Genomic DNA, 21,091 nt, shown 5'->3' on the forward strand with positions numbered 1-21,091 from the left:
CCGTCCATGCGCATCGCCACCTTCAACGTCCAGAACCTGCGCCTGCGCCACCCCGGCGGCGGCGACCGTCTCGACGGCGCCCGCGATGGCGACATGCCGGAAGACGCCACCGACGCGGCGGCGGCGCTCGACCCGATCGACCGGGAACTGACCGCCGCAGTGCTGAAGCTGGCGAACGCGGACGTGGTGGCGCTGCAGGAGGTGTTCGACGCCGCCACGCTCGACTATTTCCACGACCGGGTGCTGGTGCCGGCCGGTGCGAGCCCCTACCCGCACCGCTTCTGCCCGCCCGGCAATGACGGCCGCGGCCTGGACGTGGCGGTGATGAGCCGGCCCGCGCCGGTCTCGGCCGTCAGCCACGCCGCCGAAACGCCGGAAACCCTCGGCCTGCCGCCGGTGCGCGGCTGCGGCCTGCACGACCGGGTGTTCCGGCGCGACTGCCTGGAGGTTGACCTGGGCGCGCTCACCCTGTTCGTCTGCCATTTCAAGGCCCCCTACCCCGACCCGGCCGCCGCCTGGCCGGTGCGCCATCTGGAGGCGCGGGCGGTGGCCCGCCTGATCGAACGGCGCTTCCCCGACCCCGCCGCGGGCCTCTGGCTGGTGATCGGCGACCTGAACGAGCCGGCGCGCGAGGACAGGCGGCTCGGCCGGGCGGTGATGCCGCTGCTGGAGGGCTTCGGCATCGACCTGACCCAGCGCCTGCCGCCGGAAGAACGCTGGTCGTTTCACCTGCCGCACACGGGGGTGTACTCGAAGCCGGACGCGATCATCGCCTCGCCGGCGCTGGCGGCCCGCTTTGCCGATGCGGTGCCGATCATCCTGCGTGCCGGCCTCGACCGCGAGGCGAGCCGTTATGCCGGCCCCCGCCTGCCGGGCGTCGGTGCGCACCGGCCGCACGCCTCGGACCATGCGGCGGTGGTGATCGACCTGCCCGGCCTGTGACAGCGGTCCGAAGGCACCGCCTTATTGACCCCGCCTTATTGACAAGCCCGCCCCCGCCTTCGACAGTCGGGCCATCGACCCCGGCCGCAGGATTTCGGCCGGTCTGTAGCACTTGCGAAGGAAACCGCCGCGCGATGGCATTGCATCCCCAAATCGTCAAAGGGCTGGAAGCCCTGGCCAAGGCCAACCTGCCCGCCCTGCACACCCTGGAACCGCCGGCCGCGCGCGAGCAGATGGCCGCCATGAACGCCGCCCGCGGCGGCGAGCCGACGCCGGTGCGCAAGGTCGAGGACCGCACCATTCCGACGCCGGACGGCTATGACCTGCCGATTCGCATCTACTGGCCGCATGCCGAGGGCACGCGCGGCGCCCTGGTCTATTACCACGGCGGCGGCCACGTCATCGGCAGCCTGGAGACTCACGACAAGGTCGCGCGCAATCTGTGCGAGGGCGCCGGCTGCGTCGTCGTCTCGGTCGACTACCGCATGGGGCCCGAGCACAAATTTCCGAAAGCGGTCGAGGATAGCTGGACGGCGCTGCTCTGGACCGCCGACAACGCGGCGAGCCTGGGCGTCGACCCGGCCAAGCTGGCGGTCGGCGGCGACAGCGCCGGCGGCAACCTCGCCGGCGTCATGGCGCTGATGGCCCGCGACGCGGGCGCGCCGAAGCTGGTGTTGCAGTCGCTGGTCTATCCGGTCGGCGACTATCGCCTGACCGGCGAGAGCTACAAGACCTATGCCGAGGGCTATGGCATCCTGACCGACAAGGCCATGACCTGGTTCCAGGGCCATTACTTGAACAGCCTGAACGACGCCAACGACTGGCGCGCCTCGCCCCTGTTGGCGGAAAGCCTGGCCGGCACCGCGCCCGCGGTCATCACCGCGGCCGAGTGCGACGTGCTGTTCGACGACGGCGTGCGCTATCGCGATGCGTTGCAGGCGGCAGGCGTGCCGGTGCAGTACAAATGCTATCCGGGCATGATCCACGCCTTTTTCGGCATGGCCCCGGACGTGGACCTCGCCGTCGAAGCGCAGCAGGACGTGGCCGCAGCCCTGAAGAAAGCGTTCGAGGGGTAGGCCGAAGCCGCCCGCTCCACTTGGAAAGTGCGTGTATCCCGGAGCCTGCGGAGCGGGCATCCGGGACCGGTCGCGCTCGCGAACACGGGCGGCGGCGGTGTTCGCACGCCGATACCGGCCCCGGATCGGCGCTCCGCACCGTCCGGGGAACAGAAGCGGCGCTCCGCCGCCTTCGGGACCCTGCCCGTTCGGGTCCTATGTATCCCGGAGCCTGCGGAGCGGGCATCCGGGACCGGTCGCTCTCGCGAACACGGGCGGCGGCGATGTTCGCACGCCGACACCGGCCCCGGATCGGCGCTCCGCACCGTCCGGGGTACAGAAGCGGCGCTACGCCACCTTCGGATTGCAGAAGCGCCAGAGCGCCACTTCCGGGATGCAAAAGCGCCGTCTCCGGCGCTCGCAGTCAGGCCTTCGGGCGCTTGTGCATCAGGCCGGAGCGCTTGCAGTAGGCCACTTCCTCGCCGCGCTGGTTGAAGCCGCGGTGTTCGAACACGACGATGCCGGCATTGGGCCGCGACTTGCTCTCGCGCTTTTCCAGCACGGTGGTCTGGCTGCGGATCGTGTCGCCATGCAGCACCGGCTTGCGGAAGGCAACGTCGGTCATGCCCAGATTGGCGACCGTGGTCCCCAGCGTGGTGTCGTTGACCGACACGCCGATCACCAGGCCCAGCGTGAACAGCGAGTTGACGATGCGGGCGCCGAATTCGGTGTTCTTGCCGAACTCCTCGTCCAGGTGCAGCGGCTGCGGATTGTGGGTCAGCGCGCAGAACATCACATTGTCCATCTCGGTCACCGTGCGCGTCAGCGCATGGTCGAACACCTGACCGATTTCAAACTCTTCGAAATAGAGACCGCTCATAAGAGGCGTTTCCTTAAAGGGGCTTGCGAAAGGGATCAGAGGCCGTGGATATGGCTCTGGATCACCGTATCCAGATCGTCCGCCGGCGGGAAGCCCAAGGCGAGCGCCCGCGGCGTCTCGAACCGGGCCGGCCAGGAGCCGACAATGGCGTCGATGGCCGGGTCGTGCCGGAACGTCACCAGGGACGGGTCGCCGCCCGCCCGGCCCAACGCCTCGACCATCTCGCGCACGGTCACGGTGATGCCGGGAACGTTCAGCACCCGCCAGGGCGCCAGCGCGTCGCCGGGCAGGTCGAGGCCGTGCACCAGCGCCCGGGTGACGCTGGCGGGCGATGCGATCCAGAGGCCGAGGTCGGGGCTGACCGGGCAGACCGATTCCTCGCCCGCAAGCGGCTCGCGCAGGATGCCGCTCGCAAAGCTGGAGGCGGCGGCGTTCGGCTTGCCGGGGCGGATCACCACGGTCGGCAGGCGCAGCGTGCGGCCGTCGATATAGCCCTTGCGCGCATAGTCGTTGACCAGCAGTTCGCCCAGCGCCTTCTGGGTGCCATAGGAGCTTTGGGGCATGGTCGCCGTGGCATCGTCCACGCGCTCGACCGCGCCGAACACGGCGAGCGAGCTGGTAAAGACGAATTTCGGGCAGCGCCCCAGCGTGCGGCAGCGCTCCAGCACCTGTCGCAGGCCGGTCAGGTTCACGTCATAGCCATGGGCGAAGTCCGCCTCCGCCCCGGCCGAGACCACGGCGGCCAGATGCACGACGGCGGTGGTGTCGGCGGTGATGGCCTGGCTGAGCGTGTCCGCCAGATTGCCGACCAGGACCCTGGCGCCGGCGGGCGGGTTCGGCGGCGGCACCAGGTCGGCCAGCACCAGGGCCTCGCCCCGGTCGGCCAGAAGCCGGGTCACCCGCTGGCCGAGAAAGCCGCCTGCGCCGGTGATGGTGATGGTCATGGACGTGCCCTTTGTGTCATGGTGCGGCCCGATATTCCGATTGGGCTTCGATGGCCCCTCTTTCTTAGCACGAGGATTGCCCGTCCATGCAAAGGCGAACGCCGCACGCTCCTGCGCATTCGGAGGACCCGTCATGCTGCCGTTGAAGGGCGTGCGCATCCTGGCCGTCGAGCAGTACGGCGCCGGGCCGTTCGGCACCATGCACCTGGCCGATCTGGGTGCGGAGATCGTGAAGATCGAGAATGCCGGCGAGGGCGGCGATGTCGGCCGGCATGTGCGCCACCCGAACGACCCGCTGCCCAAGGGCGACTCCCTGTTCTTCCAGGCGTTCAACCGCAACAAGCGCTCGATCACGCTGAACCTGAAAAGCGCCGAGGGCCAGGCGATCTTCCGCCAACTGGCCGCCGGCGCCGATGCGGTGTTCAACAACCTGCGCGGCGACCTGCCGGGCAAGCTCGGCCTGACCTACGACCAACTGAAGGACGTGAACGCCAAGCTTGTCTGCGTCCACCTCTCCGCCTATGGCCGCACCGGCGAACGGGCGGCCTGGCCTGGCTATGACTATCTGATGCAGGCGGAATGCGGCTATCTCTCGGTGACCGGCGAGCCGGGCGGGCCGCCGTCGCGCATGGGGCTGTCACTGGTCGACCTTTCCACCGGCCTGCAGGCGGCCATCGCGCTCGCCTCCGGCATTATCGGCGCCCGGGCCAGCGGCCAGGGCGGCGACTATGACGTCTCGCTGTTCGACGCGGCCATGGCCAATGTCGCCTATGTCGCGGCCTGGTATCTGACCATGGGCGAGAAGGTGACGCGCGAGCCGCGCTCGGCCCATCCGAACCTCACCCCCAGCCAGCTCTACAAAACCCAGGACGGCTGGATCTTCATCATGTGCAACAAGGAGAAATTCTGGCCGGCGCTCTGCAACGCCATCGGCCAGCCCTCCTGGGCCGAGATCTATCCGGATTTTGCGACGCGCCTGACGCACCGCGACCGGCTGACCGAATTGCTCGACGAGGCCCTGAGCGCCAGGACCACGGCGGAGTGGATGGCGGTGTTCGGCGGCGCGGTGCCGGCCGCACCGGTCAACGATATCGGCCAGGCGCTGGACAATCCGTTCGCGCAAGCCACCGGACAGTTGATCCGCTACACGGCGCCGGACGGCACCCCGGTCGGCTCCACCGGCTCGGCCATCCGCGTGCCGGGCCAGGCGCCGCTCGCCCGCCCGGCGCCGCCGCTGGCCGCCGACCAGGCGCAAGTGCTGGCGGAACTCGGCCTGTCGGAGGACGAGATCGAACGCCTGCGCGCCGCAGGCGCGTTCTGAGGCCCCAGAGCGCTTTCGGCACTGGCTGACCCACTCTCCCGCCCCATCTCCCGCGCAAGCGGGAGCCCATGCCTGAGAGCTTCTCACAGGACACGGACTCTGTAGTGGTTTCTCAGGCATGGGTCCCCGCTTCCGCGAGGACAGGGAAGATCGGGTGGTGAGCCAGCGGGAAAAGAACTCGCCCTAAACCCGCCGCACCGTCCGGTCGCCGAACAGGCCGGTCGGGCGCAGGGCCAGGGTCACCAGCACCAGAACGACGGTGACGATGCTGGCGAAGCTCACCCCCAGCCAGGGGTCGACATAGCCGCCGACCAGCGACTCGCAGAGGCCGATGAGGATGGCGCCCACCAGCGCGCCGCCAAAGCTGGTCAGGCCGCCGATCACCACCACCGGCAGCACCTTGGCCAGCACCAGCCCCATGCCGAACCCGCCCAGGCCGTCGATGGACCAGAGCACGCCGCCGGCGACGCACAGGCCGGCGGACAGGATCCAGGCGAGCGTGAGATAGCGGGTGACGCTCATGCCGACGACGGTCGCCGCCTGCGGGTCGTCGGCGATGGCGCGGATGGCGATGCCGGCGCGGCTGTAGCGGAAAAACCCCATGACGGCCAGCACCAGGGCGAGCGCGACACCGCTCGACACCACCCGCGCCGGCGGGATCGCCACGTCGCCCCACCACCACAGACGGTGGGCCAGCGGAAACGGGATGTCCCCCGGCAGGTCGCTGAGCGCCAGCAGGGCGGCCCCGTGCATGAACACACCCAGGGCCAGGGTCGCCATCACCACCGCCACCGCCGGCCGGCCGACCAGCGGCCTCAGCACGGCGCGGTTGAAGGCCGTCGCCAGCAGCGCCATGGCGACCACCGCCCCGGCCATCGCCCCCAGCAGCGGCAGGCCCAGGCCGTGAATGCCGGCGGCCGTGCCGCGCGCACCGATGCTCACCCACTCGCCCAGCGAGAAGTTGAGGACGGTGGAGGCGCGGTAGACCACGACGAACGCCACGCCGACCAGCGCATACACCGCACCGGACAGCAGGCCGCTGACCGCGAGGGAAAGAAAATAGTCCATGAGGCTTCTGGGACGGGCTGGCTTGGATGGGCCGAAAGGTCTCTCTGCCCTCATACCATCCCGCGGCCGGCAAGGGCCATGCCCTTGGCGGGACTGTCAGCCTGTCCCGGCCCGATAGCCTTCCCAGCCCTTGCGGCGCAGGTCGCAGGCCGGGCACGCGCCGCAGCCATAGCCCCAGGCATGGCGCTTCGACCGGTCGCCCAGATAGCAGCTATGGCTCTCTTCCAGGATCAGATCGACCAGCCTCGGCCCGCCAATGGCCTCGGCCAGGCGCCAGGTGGCCGGCTTGTCGATCCACATCAGCGGCGTTTCCAGCACGAACCGGTGGTCCATCCCCAGATTGAGCGCCACCTGCAACGCCTTGATGGTGTCGTCGCGGCAATCCGGATAGCCGGAATAATCGGTCTCGCACACGCCGGCGACGATGCGGCGGAGGCCGCGGCGATAGGCAATGGCGGCGGCGAAGGTGAGAAACAGCAAATTCCGCCCCGGCACGAAGGTGTTGGGCAGGCCGGACCCCTGCATGGCGATGGCCGCGTCGCGGGTCAGCGAGGTTTCCGAAATCTGCCCCAGCACGGCGAGGTCAATCATGTGATCCTCGCCCAGCCGCTCGCGCCATTCAGGTTTCAGGCCGCGCAGGCCGTCTGCGAGTTTGGCCCGGCAATCGAGTTCCACCCGGTGGCGCTGGCCGTAGTCGAACCCCAGCGTCTCCACCCGCTCGAACCGGTCGAGCGCCCAGGCGAGGCAGGTGGCGGAATCCTGACCGCCGGAAAACAGGACCAGGGCGCGCTCCGGCGCCGGCGGTTGCGCGGGGGCGGGCATGGCGTCAGTACTCGGCAAACATGCGGATGATCTCATCCCGGTCGCTGGTCCGGGTCAGCGCCAGCATCAGCAGGATGCGGGCCTTCTGGGGAATCAGGTTGTCGGCGGCGATGAAACCGCGGCTGTCCATCACCCGGCCTTGGGCGACGCGACCGCTGCCGGCGCGGGTCGAAACGACGACCGGAACGCCCTGCTGCACCGCCTCCTCCAGCGCCGCCACCTCGGCCGGGTGGCTCATGCCGGGGGCGAAACTGGCGGCGACGATTCCCTTGGCCCCCGCCGCCAGGAAGGCCCGGACCGCGGTGCCGTCGACGCCACCATAGGAATAGGAGATGTCCACCCGCGGCAGGCCAGAGAGGCCGCTCACCTCGAACTCCGTCTCCGGCGCCCGGCGGCGCAGCGGCTGGCGGTAATAGGCGATCCGGTCTCCGTCCGCATGGCCCAGCACGCCGAAATCGGCGGTGCGGAACGTCTGGAGGCGCAGGGTCGAGGTCTTGGTGACCTCACGCGCCGCCTGGATTTCGTCGTTCAGCAGCACCAGCACGCCCATGCCGCGCGATTCCGGCGCGGCCGCGGTGCGGATGGCGTTGTAGAGATTCAGCGTCGCATCCGTGCTCTCGGCGCTGGACGGGCGCTGGGCGCCGACCACCACGACCGTCTGTTTCACCTTCAGCGACAGGTTGAGGAAATAGGCGGTTTCCTCCGTGGTGGCGGTGCCGTGGGTGATGACCACCCCGTCGAGTTCGGGATCGGCCGCCACGGCCGCGTGCACCATGCGGGTGAGTTCCAGCCAGTGCGGCGGCCCGATTTCCGGCGAGCCGACGGCCTTGTAGGGGATCAGCGTCAGGTCGGCCGCCTGGCGCACCACCGGAAACCGCTCGACCAACTGGTCCACGGTCATTTTCTGGCCCGTCAGACTGTATTCCAACAGGTCGAGCGGGCCGTTTCCGATGGAGGAAATGGTACCGCCGGTTCCGATGATCGCGACTTTGGGCATGGTCAGGCTTTCTGGAGGGATTGTGCGCTGCACCACACCCTAATCGAGGCTGCGGCTGCCCCCCAAGGCGAAACGGCGGGCGCGCGCGAACTTCGGGCCAAACGGACGCCTTGCTGGTCCGTTTGGCCGAAAATCCTGCGCCCGCCGCCCAATTTTTCGGCAGCGGGAACCGACGGTCCGCCGATCAGGCCCCCAGCTTGTCCAACTCGGCCAGGATCGCCGAGCCCATGCCCTCGGTCGAAACCAGAGTGCCGCCGGGGGTCATGATATCGCCGGTGCGATAGCCCGCGTTCAGCACGTTGTCGACCGCCTTCTCGACCATGTCCGCATCCTCGCCCATGTCGAACGAGTAGCGCAGCAGCATGGCGAACGACAGCACCTCCGCCAGCGGGTTGGCCTTGCCCTGGCCGGCAATGTCCGGCGCGGAGCCGTGCACCGGCTCATACAGCGCCTTGCGCGTGCCGGTGGTCGGATCCTCGCCGCCCAGCGAGGCGGACGGCAGCATGCCGAGCGAGCCGGTCAGCATCGCCGCGCAGTCGCTGAGAATATCGCCGAACAGGTTGTCGGTGACGATCACGTCGAACTGCTTCGGCGCGCGCACCAGCTGCATGGCGCAGTTGTCGGCATACATGTGGCTGAGCTGGACGTCCGGATATTCCGCGTCGTGGATTTTCTGGACTTCCTGGCGCCACATCAGGCCGGATTCCATGACATTGGCCTTCTCGACCGAGGTCACCCGGTTGTCGCGCTTCTGCGCCAGCTCGAAGCCGACGCGGGCGACGCGCTGCACCTCGTCCGAGGTGTAGACCTGGGTGTTGATGCCCCGGCGACGGCCGTCCGGCAGCTCCTCGATGCCGCGCGGCTCGCCGAAATAGACGCCGCCGGTCAGTTCGCGCAGGATCATGATATTGAGGCCGGCGACCAGGTCCTTTTTCAGGCTGGAGGCATCGGCGAGCGCGTCGAACACCAGGGCCGGGCGCAGGTTGGCGAACAGGTCCATTTCCTTGCGCAGGCGCAGCAGGCCGCGCTCCGGCTGGACCTCGAACGGCAGCGTCTCCCATTTCGGCCCGCCGACGGAGCCGAACAGCACCGCGTCGGCGGCCATGGCATCGGCCAGGGTTTCGTCCGTCAGCGGCACGCCGGAGGCGTCGATGGCCGCGCCGCCGACCTTGCCCTCGGCCAGATCGAAGGAGACATGGCGGCGCTGGTCCATCCAGTCGATGATGCGGCGCACCTCATGCACGACTTCCGGACCGATCCCGTCGCCGGGCAGGACAAAGACTTTCTTGTTGGCGGGCATGGCTTCGCTTCACAGTGCTGAGAGAGTGGACAATCGAGAGGGCGCGGTTTCCCACGAATCGGCCCGCACCTCAAGGGGCAAGGCGCAACCGGTCAGGCCACCGCCACCGGCGGGGCCTCCGCGGCGCGGGCTCGGGCCAACATGGCCTCGCGCCGGGCGATGTAGAAGGTGGAGGCAAAGATCACCGCGCCACCGATCCAGGTCCAGACCGTCGGCACCTCCGCGAACAGCAGGAAGGCCAGCAGGGCCGAGAGCGGCAGGCGGGTGAAATCGAACGGCATCACCACGGTCAGGTCGGCATAGCCAAACGCCTTGGTCATGCACCAGTGCCCCATGGTGCCGCAGCCGGCCAGCAGCACCAGCCAGCCCAGCATCTCCCACGACGGCCACTGCCAGACGAACAGGGCGGGCACGAAGGTGAGCGGGGTCAGCAGCAATACCATATAGGTGATGATCGTCTCGGCCCGCTCGGTCCGGGTCAGGGATTTCAGCACCAGCTTGTTGGCGGCCATGCCGACGCAGTTGATCAGGGCCAGGATCGAGCCGAACTGGATGATCTCCGCGCCCGGCCGCAGCACCAGCATCGCGCCGGCAAAGCCGATCAGAACGGCGGCCCAGCGGCGCAGGCGCACGTCCTCGCCCAGGAACAGGGCGGCGCCGACGGTGGCGAAGATCGGCGACAAAAAGCTGAGGGCCGTCGCCTCCGAAATCGGGATCAGGGTGATGGCCCAGAAGCCGCTGGTCATGCCGACGACGCTGATGCAGGCGCGGATGCCGAACAGGCCGATGCGCTTGGTGCGCATGCCCGAAAGCCGGGTCTTGATCAGCCAGGGCGTCATCCAGGCCAGCGCCAGCAGGTTGCGGAAGAACACAATCTCGAGCGCATGCAATTCCGTCGAAGCATGCCGGATCAGGATCGACATGCAACTGAAGAACAAGGTGGCCGTGGTGGCGAATACGGCGGCGCGCAACAGCGGGTTCATGCGATCATGCCCGCCCGCGCCGGGCCAGCCTCGCCTCGCGATGGCTGATATAGGTGCCGGCGGCAAACACGATCAGCGCGCCGATCCAGACCGCCGGCGCCGGCACCTCGTCGAAAATCGCCCAGGCCGCCACCGCGATGATGGGCAGGCGCGAGAAATCCAACGGTTGCAACGCCGCCACTTCCTGCAAGGAATAGGCGCGGACGTGGAAGGTATGGGCCGTCGCCGCCAGCACGCCGAGCGCGACCAGCCAGATCCAGACCTCGCCCGTCGGCGTGGTCCAGAAAAACAGCGACGGTACCAGCGCGATGCCCGCCATCATCAGCGCCTGATAGAGCAGAATCGTCTCCGGCCGCTCGATGAAGGTCAGCCGGCGCACGACGATGATCGTCACCGCCCACATGGCGGAAGAGAACAGCACCAGGCCCGTCGCCCAGTGCACGTCGGCAAAGCCCGGCTGCACGATGACGACGACGCCGGCAAAGCCGATCAGCGTCGCCGACCAGCGCCGCCATCCCACCGCCTCGCCCAGCAGCAGTGCCGCCAGCACCGTCGCCCAGAGCGGCGCGGTGAAGCCCAGCGCCGTCAGGTCGGCCAGCGGCAGCAGCGGCACGGCATAGAACCAGGCCAGCATGCTGGAGCCGTTCAGCGTGCCCCGCAGCGTCAGCAGGTCGAGCCGCCGCGGAATCAGCACCCCCCAGCCGGACCGGCCGACGGTCATCGGCAGCAGGATCAGGAACGAGAACAGGTTGCGGAAGAAGGCGACGACGAACGGGTGCGTGCCCTGCTCCGCCGCCAGGCGCACGAACACGCTGTTGAACGCAAAGCAGCCACAGGCGGCCAGCATGAAAAGGGCGGCGGCAACCGGGCGAATTTCCCGCTTGGCCGAGAGTGTGGCTGTCGTCATGGCGTCGCAGCATAACCGGATTTCTTTAGCAGGCTAACAGTTTGGCACGGCAACATGCCAGCCCTGCACGGCACGCGGGGCTCGGGCGACAGCCGGGTATTCGCGCTTGCAATCGCAGCGCCGCCGCGCTATCCACCGCCTCACTTCACACGCGGGCCTTGCGGCACTGCGCCCTCACGGCGTGGACGGTCGCTCCGGTGCTTCGGCTCTCGGCCTGCGGAGGATCAACCGGAAAACGGAGATACGGGCCCATGGCGATGCCCACGTTTACCATGCGTCAGCTGCTGGAAGCCGGCGTGCATTTCGGCCACCACACGCGGCGCTGGAACCCGAAGATGAAGCCGTTCATCTTCGGCGCGCGCAACGGCGTGCACATCATCGACCTGCAACAGAGCGTGCCGCTGCTGCACCGCTCCCTGCTGGCGGTGCGCGAAGTCGTGGCCGGCGGCGGCCGCGTCCTGTTCGTCGGCACCAAGCGCCAGGCGCAGGACATCATTGCCGAGCACGCCAAGCGCTGCGGCATGTACTATGTGAACCACCGCTGGCTCGGCGGCATGCTCACCAACTGGCGCACGGTGTCGAACTCGATCCGTCGCCTGCGCGACCTGGAAGAGCAGCTGGCGCAGGACAATCTGGGCCTGACCAAGAAGGAAATGCTGAACCTCACCCGCGAGCAGGAAAAGCTGGAGCGGACGCTGGGCGGCATCAAGGAAATGGCCGGCCTGCCCGACCTGATCTTCATCCTGGACACCAACAAGGAACACCTCGCGGTGGCCGAGGCGCGGGTGCTGAACATCCCGGTGGTCGGCGTGCTGGACAGCAATTCCGATCCGGACGGCGTCACCTTCCCGATCCCAGGCAATGACGACGCCATTCGCGCGATCAGCCTCTATTGCGAGCTGATGTCCGCCGCCGTCCTGGACGGCCTGGAGGCCGAAATGGCCGCCTCCGGCATCGACCTCGGCGAATCCGAGGAAGGCCTGAGCGAGGATCTGGACGGCAGCGGCGAGGAAGCCCCCGTCGCCCTGGCGCCGGAAGACGAAGCCGCGGCCGCAGCGTCCGAGGGCGAGGGCGAAACCCCTCCGGCGGCCTGACCGTCCGGCGCCGGCCCGGTTCGGCCGGCGGCCTCCGCATCGCCGCGGCAGACCGCGGCGCGACACCAACACGCATTCTGCCCCGGCAAAAACCGGGGCAGCAATCGCGCGCTCTCTAAATTGAAATAGGGACTCACTCGTAATGGCATTCACCGCTAGCGACGTGAAGGCGCTCCGGGAGAAGACCGGCGCCGGTATGATGGACTGCAAGAAGGCGCTCCAGGAAAATGACGGCGACATGGAAGCCGCGGTCGACTGGCTGCGCACCAAGGGCCTGGCGGCCGCCGCGAAAAAGGCCAGCCGCGTTGCCGCCGAGGGCCTGGTCGGCATCGCCGCCGATGGCGTCCGTGCCGCGGTGGTCGAGTTGAACGCCGAAACCGACTTCGTCGCCCGCAACGACCAGTTCCAGGCGCTGGTGGCGGATATCGCCACACTGGCCCTCGACAACGGCGCTTCGGTCGAAGCCCTGTCCGGCGCCAAGATGGCCAACGGCAAGACCGTCGCCGAATCGATCACCGACGCCATCGCCACCATCGGCGAGAACATGAATCTGCGCCGCGTCGCGCAGCTCTCCGTCGGCCAGGGCGTGATCGCCACCTATGTGCACAACACGACCGCGCCGGGCCTCGGCAAGATCGGCGTGCTGGTGGCCATGGAGTCCGCCGGCGACGCCGCGCGCCTGAACGAGGTCGGCCGTCAGGTCGCCATGCACGTGGCCGCCTCCAACCCGCTGTCGCTGAACCGCGACGACGTCGACCCGACCGTGGTCGAGCGCGAGCGCCAGGTGCTGGTGGAGCAGGCCCGCGCCTCCGGCCGTCCGGAAAACATCATCGAGAAGATGGTCGATGGCCGGATGCGCAAATTCTATGAGGAAAGCGTGCTGCTGGAGCAGGCCTTCGTCATCGACCCGGACAAGAGCGTCGGCAAGGCGATCGAGGAACTGGCGAAGGAACTGGGCACGGCCGTGGCCTGCACCGGCTTCGTGCGCATGGCGCTGGGCGAAGGCGTGGAGCGCGAGGAGAGCGATTTCGCCTCCGAAGTCGCCGCCACCCTCAAGAAAGACTGACCGTCGGGACCGGAAACCGGTCCCCGTACCGAAAGGCCTCTTTGCCATGGACGGCGAGCAAACCGACGGACCGAAAACCGACGCGTCGCGGCGCTATCACCGCGTCCTGCTCAAAGTCTCCGGCGAAGCCCTGATGGGCGAACAGGCCTATGGCATCGACCCCGACACCGTCGCCCGCATCGCCGATGACATTATCGGCGTGCGGGGGTTGGGGATCGAGGTCTGCGTCGTCGTCGGCGGCGGCAACATTTTCCGCGGCCTCAGGGCCAAGGGCTGGGGCATGGAGCGCGCCACCGGCGACCATATGGGCATGCTGGCCACGGTCATCAACGCGCTGGCGCTCCAGGCAGCGCTGGAAAGCCGGGGCCAGCCGACGCGGGTGCAGTCCGCCATTCCCATGGCCACCGTCTGCGAGCCCTATATCCGCCGCCGCGCCCAGCGGCATCTGGAAAAGGGCCGCGTCGTCATCTTCGCCGCCGGCACCGGCAACCCGTTCTTCACCACCGACACCGCCGCCGCCCTGCGTGCGTCAGAAATGGGCTGCGACGCGCTGCTGAAAGGCACCCAGGTGGACGGCGTCTATTCCGCCGATCCGAAAAAGGACCCGAGCGCCACCCGCTATGACCGGCTGCATTTCCTCGACGTGCTGACGCGCGATCTGGGGGTGATGGACACGGCGGCGATCGCGCTGGCCCGCGAAAACCGGATCCCCATCCTGGTGTTCTCGATCCACACGCCCGGTGCGTTTGTGCAAGCATTGCGCGGCGAAGGGCGTTATACCATCGTTGAGGAATAAGGGGCGGCCGGCGCCAACCGCCGCCGCCACCAATCGTTTCGAGGAGGACTCGCATGTCGGGCAGCGATCTGGAAGACATCACACGCCGCATGGACGGGGCGCTCGAAGCCCTGAAACGCGAATTCGCCGGCCTGCGCACCGGCCGCGCCTCCACCGCCCTGCTCGACCCGATCCGGGTCGAAGCCTATGGCCAGGAGATGCCGCTGAACCAGGTCGGCACCGTCGGCGTGCCGGAGCCGCGCATGCTGACCGTGCAGGTCTGGGACAAGTCGATGGTCGGTGCGGTCGAGCGCGCCATCCGCGATTCCGACCTGGGCCTGAACCCGTCCGCCGACGGCCAGCTGGTGCGCGTGCCGATCCCGGAACTCTCGGAAGAGCGGCGCAAGGAACTGACCAAGGTCGCCGGCCGCTATGCCGAACAGGCCAAGGTTGCGGTGCGCAATGTGCGCCGCGACGGCATGGACGGGCTGAAGCGCGAGGAAAAGGACGGCGATATCAGCCAGGACGAGCACAAGAAACTGGCCGACCAGATCCAGAAGCTGACCGACGAACACATCAAGCTGATCGACGAGGCGGCGGCCGCCAAGGATGCCGAGATCATGCAGGTCTGACGGCACGCGCCGGGACAGGCCGGCCTCGCTGCCGCGCACCGCAATCAATCCATGGTTCAAAACTCCCCCGCCCCGACCCCGCATCCGGTTCCGCGCCATGTCGCCATCATCATGGATGGCAACGGACGCTGGGCCCAGCGTCGTGGCCTGCCGCGCGTGGCCGGCCACCGCCGCGGCGCCCAGGCGGCGAAGGATACGGTGCTGACCGCCCTCGACCTCGGCATCGAATACCTGACGCTCTACAGCTTCTCCTCCGAGAACTGGAGCCGGCCGCTGGACGAGGTCGACGACCTGATGGGCCTGCTGCGCTTCACCATGCAGCGCGAGGCCAGCACCATGCACGAACGCGGCGTGCGCCTGCGCGTGATCGGCGACCGCACGCGCCTGCCCGCGGATGTGCTGGCGACCATCGAGGCCATGGAGGCCAAAACCGCCGGCAACCGGCGCATGACGGCGGTGATTGCGCTCAGCTATGGCAGCCGCGACGAGATCGCGGCCGCGGTCCGGCGCATGGCCGCGGACGCGGTCGCCGGCCGGCTCGACCCGGAGGCGATCACGCCGGAGACCGTTTCGGGCTATCTCTACACCCACGACATTCCCGACCCCGACCTGGTGATCCGCACCAGCGGCGAGCAGCGGATCAGCAATTTCCTGCTGTGGCAGTCCGCCTATGCGGAGTTCGTGTTCCCCGAAACGCTCTGGCCGGACTTCGACCGCACCGCCCTGGAAAACGCCCTGGCCTCCTATGGCCAGCGGGACCGCCGGTACGGTGGGCGCAAGGTTGGGTGAGGCCGTGCGCATCGCCTCGCCCCCGCAGAGCGACCGTCTGAGCCGGCGGCTGGCCGCGGCGGCGGTGCTGGTGCCGTTGGGCCTGGGTCTGACCTGGGCCGGCGGCTGGGCGTTCGCGGCCATGATCATCGGCTTTGCCGGCTTGATGGGCCGTGAATGGTCCCGCATTTGCGGTTTTCTCGACGGGCGCGTCGGCGGCTGGGCGCTGCCGGTCGGGCTAGTGCTGCTCATGGTGGCGGCGGAGGCCGACCATCGCTATCTGGCGGCCGGCATGGTCGGCGTCGGCCTCGCCATTGCGCTGCTGATCATGCATGCGGGCTCCGCCGGCTCGAAACGCGCCGGCTGGCTGGCGGTCGGCGTGGCGGGCATCCTGCCGGCGGGCCTCAGCCTGCTGTGGATGCGCGGGCTGGAGCCGGACGGCATGGCGCTGATCTTCTGGGTGATGCTGGTGGTATGGGTGACCGACAGCGCGGCCTATGCGGTCGGCCGCTCGGTCGGTGGGCCACGGCTGGCGCCCCGCATCAGCCCCGCGAAAACCTGGTCCGGGCTGCTGGGCGGCCTCGCCGCGGCGACCCTGGTGGGCGGCCTCGCCGCCATGATCCTGACCGGCGGCGCCTTCGGGCCGGCGGCCCTGGCCGGGCTTGCGGTCGGAATTGCCGGCGGCCTGGGCGATCTGTTCGAATCGCATCTGAAGCGACAGTTCAAAGTGAAGGATTCCGGCGGCCTGATCCCCGGCCATGGCGGCGTCATGGACCGGCTCGACAGTCTGCTGGCGGCGGCGCCGGTCACGGCGGCCCTCAATCTTGCAGGATGGCATTGGCTATGAACGGCAGGCGCAGCGTTTCCGTGTTGGGAGCCACCGGCTCGGTCGGCCAGACCACCTGCGCCCTGCTGGCCGAAGCTCCGGACGCATTCCGGGTCGAGGCCCTGACCGGCAATTGCAACGCCGCGGCGATGATCCGCAGCGCCCGCGCCCTGCGCCCCGCCTTCGTGGCCATGGCCGACCCGGCGGCGGCGGCGGCGGTGCGGGACGACCTCGCCGGCCTCGGCATCGAGGTGGCGGGCGGCGAGAGCGCCGTGCTGGCCGCAGCGGACCGTCCGGCCGATTGGGTGATGGCGGCCATTGTCGGCGCCGCCGGCCTCGCCCCGACCCTGGCAGCGGTCCGCCGCGGCGCCACCATCGCGCTCGCCAACAAGGAAAGCCTGGTCTGCGCCGGCCACCTGCTGACCGCCGAAGCCAAGGCCACCGGCAGCCGCCTGCTGCCGGTGGACAGCGAGCACAACGCGATTTTCCAGGTGTTCGACGGCGCCCGGCCGGAAAGCGTCCACCGCATCATCCTGACCGCTTCCGGCGGACCGTTCCGCACCTGTAGCCTGGCGGAGATGGCGGCGGCGACGCCCGCGCAGGCCCTGCGCCATCCCAACTGGGACATGGGCGCGAAGATCACCATCGATTCCGCCACCATGTTCAACAAGGGGCTGGAACTGATCGAGGCCGGGCACCTGTTCGCCATGCCGGAAGACCGGATCGACGTGGTCGTGCATCCGCAGTCCATCGTCCACAGCCTGGTCTCCTACCGCGACGGCTCGGTGCTGGCCCAGCTGGGCCTGCCGGACATGCGCACGCCGGTGGCGGTAACCCTGTATTGGCCCGAGCGCGCCGCCTGCGCGGTGGAGCATCTGGATCTGACCCGCATGGGCGACCTGACCTTCGAGGCGCCGGACCCCACCCGCTTCCCCGCGCTCGACCAGGCCCGGCAGGCCATGAAGGCCGGCGGCACCGCGCCCGCCGTGCTCAACGCCGCCAACGAGGCGGCGGTGCACGCCTTCCTCGCCGGCGAGATCGGCTTTCTTGATATCCCGGCCATCGTCGCCATTTGCCAGGATCGGGTCTCTCCCGCCCCGCTGGATGGTCTCGATGCCGTCTGGGAGGCGGACCGGCTGGCCCGGGCCGCGGCCGGCGAGGCCATCCGACAACGCCGGAAGGTGATCCTCCCGGCCCGCGCCGCACAGTGACATCCGCGCCCCGGGAGGTCGCGCCTTGAGCATCCTGATCGAGTATATCGTTCCGTTCATCCTGATCCTGTCCGTGCTGGTGTTCGTGCACGAATACGGCCATTTCTGGGTGGCGCGCCGCTGCGGTGTGTTCGTCGAGACCTTCTCCATCGGTTTCGGCCGGGAGGTGTTCGGCTGGTACGACCGCCACGGCACCCGCTGGCGCGTCTCGGTGCTGCCGCTGGGCGGCTATGTGCGCATGCGCGGCGACGCGGACGAATCCTCCAGCCCCGACGACGAGGCGCTCAGCCATATGAGCGCGGCCGAGCGCGCCACGGCCTTTCCCACCCAGCCGGTGCTGAGCCGCATGGCCATCGTCGCCGCCGGCCCGGCCGCCAACGTGCTGTTCGCCATCGTGGTGATGGCGCTGACCTTCATGACCATCGGCCAGTCCTACACGCCGCCGGTCGTCGGCCAGGTGCTGGAGAACAGCCCGGCCGCGGCCGCCGGCCTGCAACCGGGCGACCGGTTCCGCTCGCTGGATGGCGAGGGCGTGCAGCGCTTCGAGGACCTGCAACGCATCGTCTCGCTGCATCCGGGCGAGACCATGCCGGCGGAGGTCGAACGGGACGGCCGGATTCTGGTGCTGCCGCTCACGCCCGAGCGGATTGAGCAGAAGGACAGCTTCGGCAACCCACAGGCCTTTGGCCGCATCGGCGTCGCCCGCACCGGCTATGAGAGCATTCGCCACGACCCGTTTTCCGCCGTGGTCGAGGCCGCGCGGCAGAGTTGGGTCCTGACGGGAACAATCGTCGACGTTGTCTGGCAAATCATCGCCGGCGACCGGTCAGCAAACGAGATCGGCGGCGTGGCGCGAATAGCCCACATGTCTGGCGAGGTTACTCAACTCGGCGTGGCCGCCGTGCTGCACTTTATGGTATTGCTGTCGCTGAACTTGGCTCTGATTAACCTGTTGCCGGTGCCAATGTTGGACGGGGGCCATTTACTGTTTTTCGTGATCGAAGCGCTGCGCGGCAAACCCTTGCCGCCAAGCGTGCGCGATGCCGGCCTCAGAATCGGCTTCGGTTTGGTGATCGCGTTGATGGTCTTTGCCTCGTGGAACGATCTCGTCTATTTCCATGTGCTGGATCTGCTGAACGTATGATGACGGAAGCCGATGGATAGGTGCAGGGAAGCCGCCGCCGCCGCATTGCGATGGCTGGTGATCGCGACGACGCTGGTAACGATCTCGGTCGGAATGGCGACGCAGGCGAACGCGCAAACGCAAGCCCGGCCGCAGGCCGAAGGCATCATCAAAGCCATCCAGGTGGAAGGCAATGAGCGTGTCGACCGGGGAACGGTTCTCTCCTACCTGACGGTTCAGGTCGGCGATCCGTTCGATCCGAAGGAAATCAACGCCTCGCTGAAAAAGCTGTTCGCGACCGGGTTCTTCGCCACGGCCGAACTGCTGCAATCCCCCACCGGCGGCACGCTGATCGTCAAGGTGACGGAGAACCCGATCATCAACCGGGTGGCATTCGAGGGCAATAAGCGCCTCGACGACAACGCCCTCCAGGCGGAGGTGCAGTTGCGGCCGCGGTCGATCTACACCCGCGCCCGGGTGCAGGCGGACGTCCAGCGCCTGATCGAGGTCTACCGCCGCAATGGCCGCTATTCCACCAAGATCGAGCCGAAACTGATCCGCCTGGACCAGAATCGCGTCGACCTGGTGTTCGAAATCGACGAAGGCCCGCTGACCGGCGTCGACCGTATCGTGTTCATCGGCAACACCCATTTCAGCGACTCGCGCCTGCGCGGCCAGATCGCGACGGTGGAGACCGCCTGGTGGCGCTTCTACACGAATGCGGACGTCTACGATCCGGACCGGATCAATGTCGACCAGGAACAGTTGCGCCGCTTCTACCTGAAGGAAGGGTATGCAGACTTCCGCATCCTCTCCGCCGTCGCCGAACTGACCCCGGAACGGACCGGCTTCGTCGTCACCTTCACCCTGGAGGAAGGCGAACGCTATCACGTGGGCAAGGTGAATGTGCAAAGCCGCCTGCCGGAGGTCACGGCCGAAAGCGTGCTGCCGATTCTGACCGTCGAGCCGGGCGACTGGTATGATGCGTCGGTGGTCGACACCGACGTCAACGCCATCACCGACTTTCTCGGCAATGAGGGTTTCGCCTTCGTCGACGTGCGGCCGCGGGTGGAGCGCGACCGCGAAAACCTGACGCTGAACATCACCTATGGCATCGGCGAAGGGCCGAAAGTCTATGTCGACCGGATCAATATCAGCGGCAATGTCCGCACCCAGGATCGGGTGATCCGGCGCGAATTCCGACTGGCGGAAGGCGACGCCTACAACACCAACAAGGTGCGGCGTTCGCGCGAACGCCTCAACAATCTGGGCTTCTTCGAGACGGTGGACATCCAGCCCAAGCCCGGCAGCCAGCCGGACCGCCTCGACCTCGACGTGGAGGTGAAGGAGAAGTCCACGGGCGAAGTCTCGTTCGGCGCCGGCTTCTCCACCTCCGACGGCCCGCTGGGCGACATCGGCATTCGCGAGCGCAACCTGCTGGGCAAGGGCCAGGACCTGCGGCTGCGGCTCCAGATTTCCGGTCGGCGCCAGCAGGCGGATATCGGCTTTACCGAACCCTATTTCCTCGACCGCGAACTGGCGGCCGGTTTCGACATTTTCCGGGTCCAGGAAGACAACACCGACGAAAGCTCGTTCCGGCGGGATACCACCGGCGGCCGACTGCGCGCCGGCTACAGTTTCTCGGAGCATCTGACGCAAAGCTGGTCCTACACGCTGCGCGCCGACGATACGCGCCCGGCGTCGGACGCCTCGCCGTATATCAAGGCCGATTCCGGCCAGTCCACCACATCCGCGATCGCACACACGCTGACCTTCGACAACCGCGACAACCGGTTCAGCCCGAACCACGGCGTCGTCGCCAGCATGACCAACGAAATCGCGGGCCTCGGCGGCAGCAAACGCTATATCCGCAACCGCGTCAGCGCCGGCTATTACTACAGCATCGTGCCGGACCTGGTGATTTCGGTGCAGGGCCAGGGCGGCTATATCTTCGGCCTTGGTCAGGATGTCGGCGTGAACGAGCGCTTCAACCTGGGCGGCGACAATTTCCGCGGCTTCGAGACCGCGGGCATGGGCCCGCGCGACCTCAACACCGACGATGCGCTGGGCGGCAATGCCTTTGGCGTCGGCACCGTCGAACTGTCCTTCCCGTTGGGCCTGCCGGACGAGTTCGCCCTGAAGGGCCGCGTGTTCGCGGAGGCCGGATCGGTGTTCCACCTGGACCAGAGCAATCTGCCCGGCGTCGCCGACGACTCCGCGCTGCGCGCGACGGTTGGTGTCGGAACGTCCTGGGAATCGCCGTTCGGTCCGATCCGGGTTGACTTGGGCTTCCCCGTGCTGAAAGAGGACTATGACAAGGAGCAACTGTTCCATTTCAGCTTCGGCACGCGCTTCTAGCGACGCCGCACGGCCCATA

At 68.2% G+C, this 21,091-nt stretch carries 20 protein-coding genes; 12 read left to right on the top strand and 8 right to left on the bottom strand.

Features of this window, described 5'->3' with window-relative positions:
* The first annotated feature begins 6 nt into the window (after positions 1–6).
* Together H6844_11660 and H6844_11665 are read left to right on the top strand one after the other, a co-directional pair.
* Entirely contained in the window at positions 7–942 is a 936-nt protein-coding gene (locus H6844_11660; protein ID MCB9930053.1) for an endonuclease/exonuclease/phosphatase family protein, read from the top strand.
* A 134-nt stretch (positions 943–1,076) separates the two neighbouring features.
* Complete coding sequence (locus H6844_11665; protein MCB9930054.1) at positions 1,077–2,018, top strand: alpha/beta hydrolase; 942 nt, start codon at positions 1,077–1,079, stop codon at positions 2,016–2,018.
* A gap of 403 nt (positions 2,019–2,421) precedes the next feature.
* On the opposite strand, the gene H6844_11670 is transcribed toward H6844_11665, so the two are convergent.
* Positions 2,422–2,877 carry a MaoC family dehydratase gene (locus H6844_11670; protein ID MCB9930055.1) on the bottom strand — a complete coding sequence of 152 codons (456 nt, stop codon included), beginning with the start codon at positions 2,875–2,877 and terminating at the stop codon, positions 2,422–2,424.
* Positions 2,878–2,912: 35 nt separating this feature from the next.
* Positions 2,913–3,821 carry an SDR family oxidoreductase gene (locus H6844_11675; GenBank protein MCB9930056.1) on the bottom strand — a complete coding sequence of 303 codons (909 nt, stop codon included), beginning with the start codon at positions 3,819–3,821 and terminating at the stop codon, positions 2,913–2,915.
* A 133-nt stretch (positions 3,822–3,954) separates the two neighbouring features.
* On the opposite strand from H6844_11675, the gene H6844_11680 reads away from it, so the two are divergent.
* Entirely contained in the window at positions 3,955–5,142 is a 1,188-nt protein-coding gene (locus tag H6844_11680; GenBank protein MCB9930057.1) for a CoA transferase, read from the top strand.
* 183 nt (positions 5,143–5,325) lie between these two features.
* Here H6844_11680 and H6844_11685 read toward each other — a convergent pair whose 3' ends face one another.
* The 6 genes from H6844_11685 to H6844_11710 all read right to left on the bottom strand — a co-directional run bounded on the left by H6844_11685 (position 5,326) and on the right by H6844_11710 (position 11,219).
* The gene (locus H6844_11685) at positions 5,326–6,210 is read right to left on the bottom strand and encodes a branched-chain amino acid ABC transporter permease (protein ID MCB9930058.1); all 885 of its coding nucleotides are present in this window, start codon (positions 6,208–6,210) and stop codon (positions 5,326–5,328) included.
* Positions 6,211–6,306: 96 nt separating this feature from the next.
* Positions 6,307–7,032, bottom strand: a complete 726-nt coding sequence (queC, locus tag H6844_11690; protein MCB9930059.1) for a 7-cyano-7-deazaguanine synthase QueC — start codon at positions 7,030–7,032, stop codon at positions 6,307–6,309.
* 4 nt (positions 7,033–7,036) lie between these two features.
* On the bottom strand, positions 7,037–8,029 hold the full coding sequence (locus H6844_11695; protein ID MCB9930060.1) for an asparaginase: 993 nt from the start codon (positions 8,027–8,029) through the stop codon (positions 7,037–7,039).
* Between the two features lie 184 nt (positions 8,030–8,213).
* Complete coding sequence (leuB, locus tag H6844_11700) at positions 8,214–9,329, bottom strand: 3-isopropylmalate dehydrogenase (GenBank protein MCB9930061.1); 1,116 nt, start codon at positions 9,327–9,329, stop codon at positions 8,214–8,216.
* A gap of 92 nt (positions 9,330–9,421) precedes the next feature.
* Entirely contained in the window at positions 9,422–10,312 is an 891-nt protein-coding gene (locus H6844_11705; GenBank protein MCB9930062.1) for a DMT family transporter, read from the bottom strand.
* Between the two features lie 4 nt (positions 10,313–10,316).
* Positions 10,317–11,219 carry a DMT family transporter gene (locus tag H6844_11710; protein MCB9930063.1) on the bottom strand — a complete coding sequence of 301 codons (903 nt, stop codon included), beginning with the start codon at positions 11,217–11,219 and terminating at the stop codon, positions 10,317–10,319.
* Between the two features lie 251 nt (positions 11,220–11,470).
* On the opposite strand from H6844_11710, the gene rpsB reads away from it, so the two are divergent.
* The 9 genes from rpsB (at position 11,471) to bamA (ending at position 21,072) form a co-directional block, all read left to right on the top strand.
* The gene (gene rpsB, locus H6844_11715) at positions 11,471–12,313 is read left to right on the top strand and encodes a 30S ribosomal protein S2 (GenBank protein ID MCB9930064.1); all 843 of its coding nucleotides are present in this window, start codon (positions 11,471–11,473) and stop codon (positions 12,311–12,313) included.
* A 142-nt stretch (positions 12,314–12,455) separates the two neighbouring features.
* Positions 12,456–13,379, top strand: a complete 924-nt coding sequence (locus H6844_11720; GenBank protein MCB9930065.1) for an elongation factor Ts — start codon at positions 12,456–12,458, stop codon at positions 13,377–13,379.
* A gap of 46 nt (positions 13,380–13,425) precedes the next feature.
* Positions 13,426–14,175 carry a UMP kinase gene (locus H6844_11725; GenBank protein MCB9930066.1) on the top strand — a complete coding sequence of 250 codons (750 nt, stop codon included), beginning with the start codon at positions 13,426–13,428 and terminating at the stop codon, positions 14,173–14,175.
* A gap of 53 nt (positions 14,176–14,228) precedes the next feature.
* Positions 14,229–14,786 (top strand): ribosome recycling factor, encoded by a 558-nt coding sequence (frr, locus tag H6844_11730; GenBank protein ID MCB9930067.1) that lies wholly within the window; start codon positions 14,229–14,231, stop codon positions 14,784–14,786.
* A 51-nt stretch (positions 14,787–14,837) separates the two neighbouring features.
* Positions 14,838–15,575 (top strand): isoprenyl transferase, encoded by a 738-nt coding sequence (locus tag H6844_11735; GenBank protein ID MCB9930068.1) that lies wholly within the window; start codon positions 14,838–14,840, stop codon positions 15,573–15,575.
* Positions 15,576–15,579: 4 nt separating this feature from the next.
* A complete protein-coding gene (locus tag H6844_11740; protein ID MCB9930069.1) occupies positions 15,580–16,401 on the top strand; it encodes a phosphatidate cytidylyltransferase in 822 nt (273 codons plus the stop codon).
* Positions 16,398–17,591, top strand: coding sequence for a 1-deoxy-D-xylulose-5-phosphate reductoisomerase (locus tag H6844_11745; protein MCB9930070.1), 1,194 nt, complete (start codon positions 16,398–16,400; stop codon positions 17,589–17,591). The genes H6844_11740 and H6844_11745 overlap by 4 nt, the downstream gene beginning before the upstream one ends.
* Before the next feature lie 25 nt (positions 17,592–17,616).
* Positions 17,617–18,735: an RIP metalloprotease RseP gene (gene rseP / locus H6844_11750; protein ID MCB9930071.1), complete on the top strand. Its 1,119-nt coding sequence runs from the start codon at positions 17,617–17,619 to the stop codon at positions 18,733–18,735.
* A gap of 12 nt (positions 18,736–18,747) precedes the next feature.
* Positions 18,748–21,072: an outer membrane protein assembly factor BamA gene (gene bamA, locus H6844_11755; GenBank protein MCB9930072.1), complete on the top strand. Its 2,325-nt coding sequence runs from the start codon at positions 18,748–18,750 to the stop codon at positions 21,070–21,072.
* The last annotated feature ends 19 nt before the right edge of the window (positions 21,073–21,091 follow it).

Source organism: Alphaproteobacteria bacterium (assembly GCA_020638555.1).
Lineage (GTDB): Bacteria > Pseudomonadota > Alphaproteobacteria > Bin95 > Bin95 > JACKII01.

What these genes read in the sequence shown, in the direction of transcription:
- H6844_11680 (MCB9930057.1), top strand. Translation starts at nt 3,955, where the DNA reads ATGCTGCCGTTGAAGGGCGTGCGCATCCTGGCCGTCGAGCAGTACGGC.
- bamA (MCB9930072.1), top strand. Translation starts at nt 18,748, where the DNA reads ATGGATAGGTGCAGGGAAGCCGCCGCCGCCGCATTGCGATGGCTGGTG.
- queC (MCB9930059.1), bottom strand. Translation starts at nt 7,032, where the DNA reads ATGCCCGCCCCCGCGCAACCGCCGGCGCCGGAGCGCGCCCTGGTCCTG.
- H6844_11670 (MCB9930055.1), bottom strand. Translation starts at nt 2,877, where the DNA reads ATGAGCGGTCTCTATTTCGAAGAGTTTGAAATCGGTCAGGTGTTCGAC.
- H6844_11710 (MCB9930063.1), bottom strand. Translation starts at nt 11,219, where the DNA reads ATGACGACAGCCACACTCTCGGCCAAGCGGGAAATTCGCCCGGTTGCC.
- H6844_11735 (MCB9930068.1), top strand. Translation starts at nt 14,838, where the DNA reads ATGGTTCAAAACTCCCCCGCCCCGACCCCGCATCCGGTTCCGCGCCAT.
- H6844_11685 (MCB9930058.1), bottom strand. Translation starts at nt 6,210, where the DNA reads ATGGACTATTTTCTTTCCCTCGCGGTCAGCGGCCTGCTGTCCGGTGCG.
- H6844_11720 (MCB9930065.1), top strand. Translation starts at nt 12,456, where the DNA reads ATGGCATTCACCGCTAGCGACGTGAAGGCGCTCCGGGAGAAGACCGGC.
- H6844_11665 (MCB9930054.1), top strand. Translation starts at nt 1,077, where the DNA reads ATGGCATTGCATCCCCAAATCGTCAAAGGGCTGGAAGCCCTGGCCAAG.
- H6844_11725 (MCB9930066.1), top strand. Translation starts at nt 13,426, where the DNA reads ATGGACGGCGAGCAAACCGACGGACCGAAAACCGACGCGTCGCGGCGC.
- H6844_11660 (MCB9930053.1), top strand. Translation starts at nt 7, where the DNA reads ATGCGCATCGCCACCTTCAACGTCCAGAACCTGCGCCTGCGCCACCCC.
- rpsB (MCB9930064.1), top strand. Translation starts at nt 11,471, where the DNA reads ATGGCGATGCCCACGTTTACCATGCGTCAGCTGCTGGAAGCCGGCGTG.
- H6844_11705 (MCB9930062.1), bottom strand. Translation starts at nt 10,312, where the DNA reads ATGAACCCGCTGTTGCGCGCCGCCGTATTCGCCACCACGGCCACCTTG.
- H6844_11675 (MCB9930056.1), bottom strand. Translation starts at nt 3,821, where the DNA reads ATGACCATCACCATCACCGGCGCAGGCGGCTTTCTCGGCCAGCGGGTG.
- leuB (MCB9930061.1), bottom strand. Translation starts at nt 9,329, where the DNA reads ATGCCCGCCAACAAGAAAGTCTTTGTCCTGCCCGGCGACGGGATCGGT.
- frr (MCB9930067.1), top strand. Translation starts at nt 14,229, where the DNA reads ATGTCGGGCAGCGATCTGGAAGACATCACACGCCGCATGGACGGGGCG.
- H6844_11695 (MCB9930060.1), bottom strand. Translation starts at nt 8,029, where the DNA reads ATGCCCAAAGTCGCGATCATCGGAACCGGCGGTACCATTTCCTCCATC.
- H6844_11745 (MCB9930070.1), top strand. Translation starts at nt 16,398, where the DNA reads ATGAACGGCAGGCGCAGCGTTTCCGTGTTGGGAGCCACCGGCTCGGTC.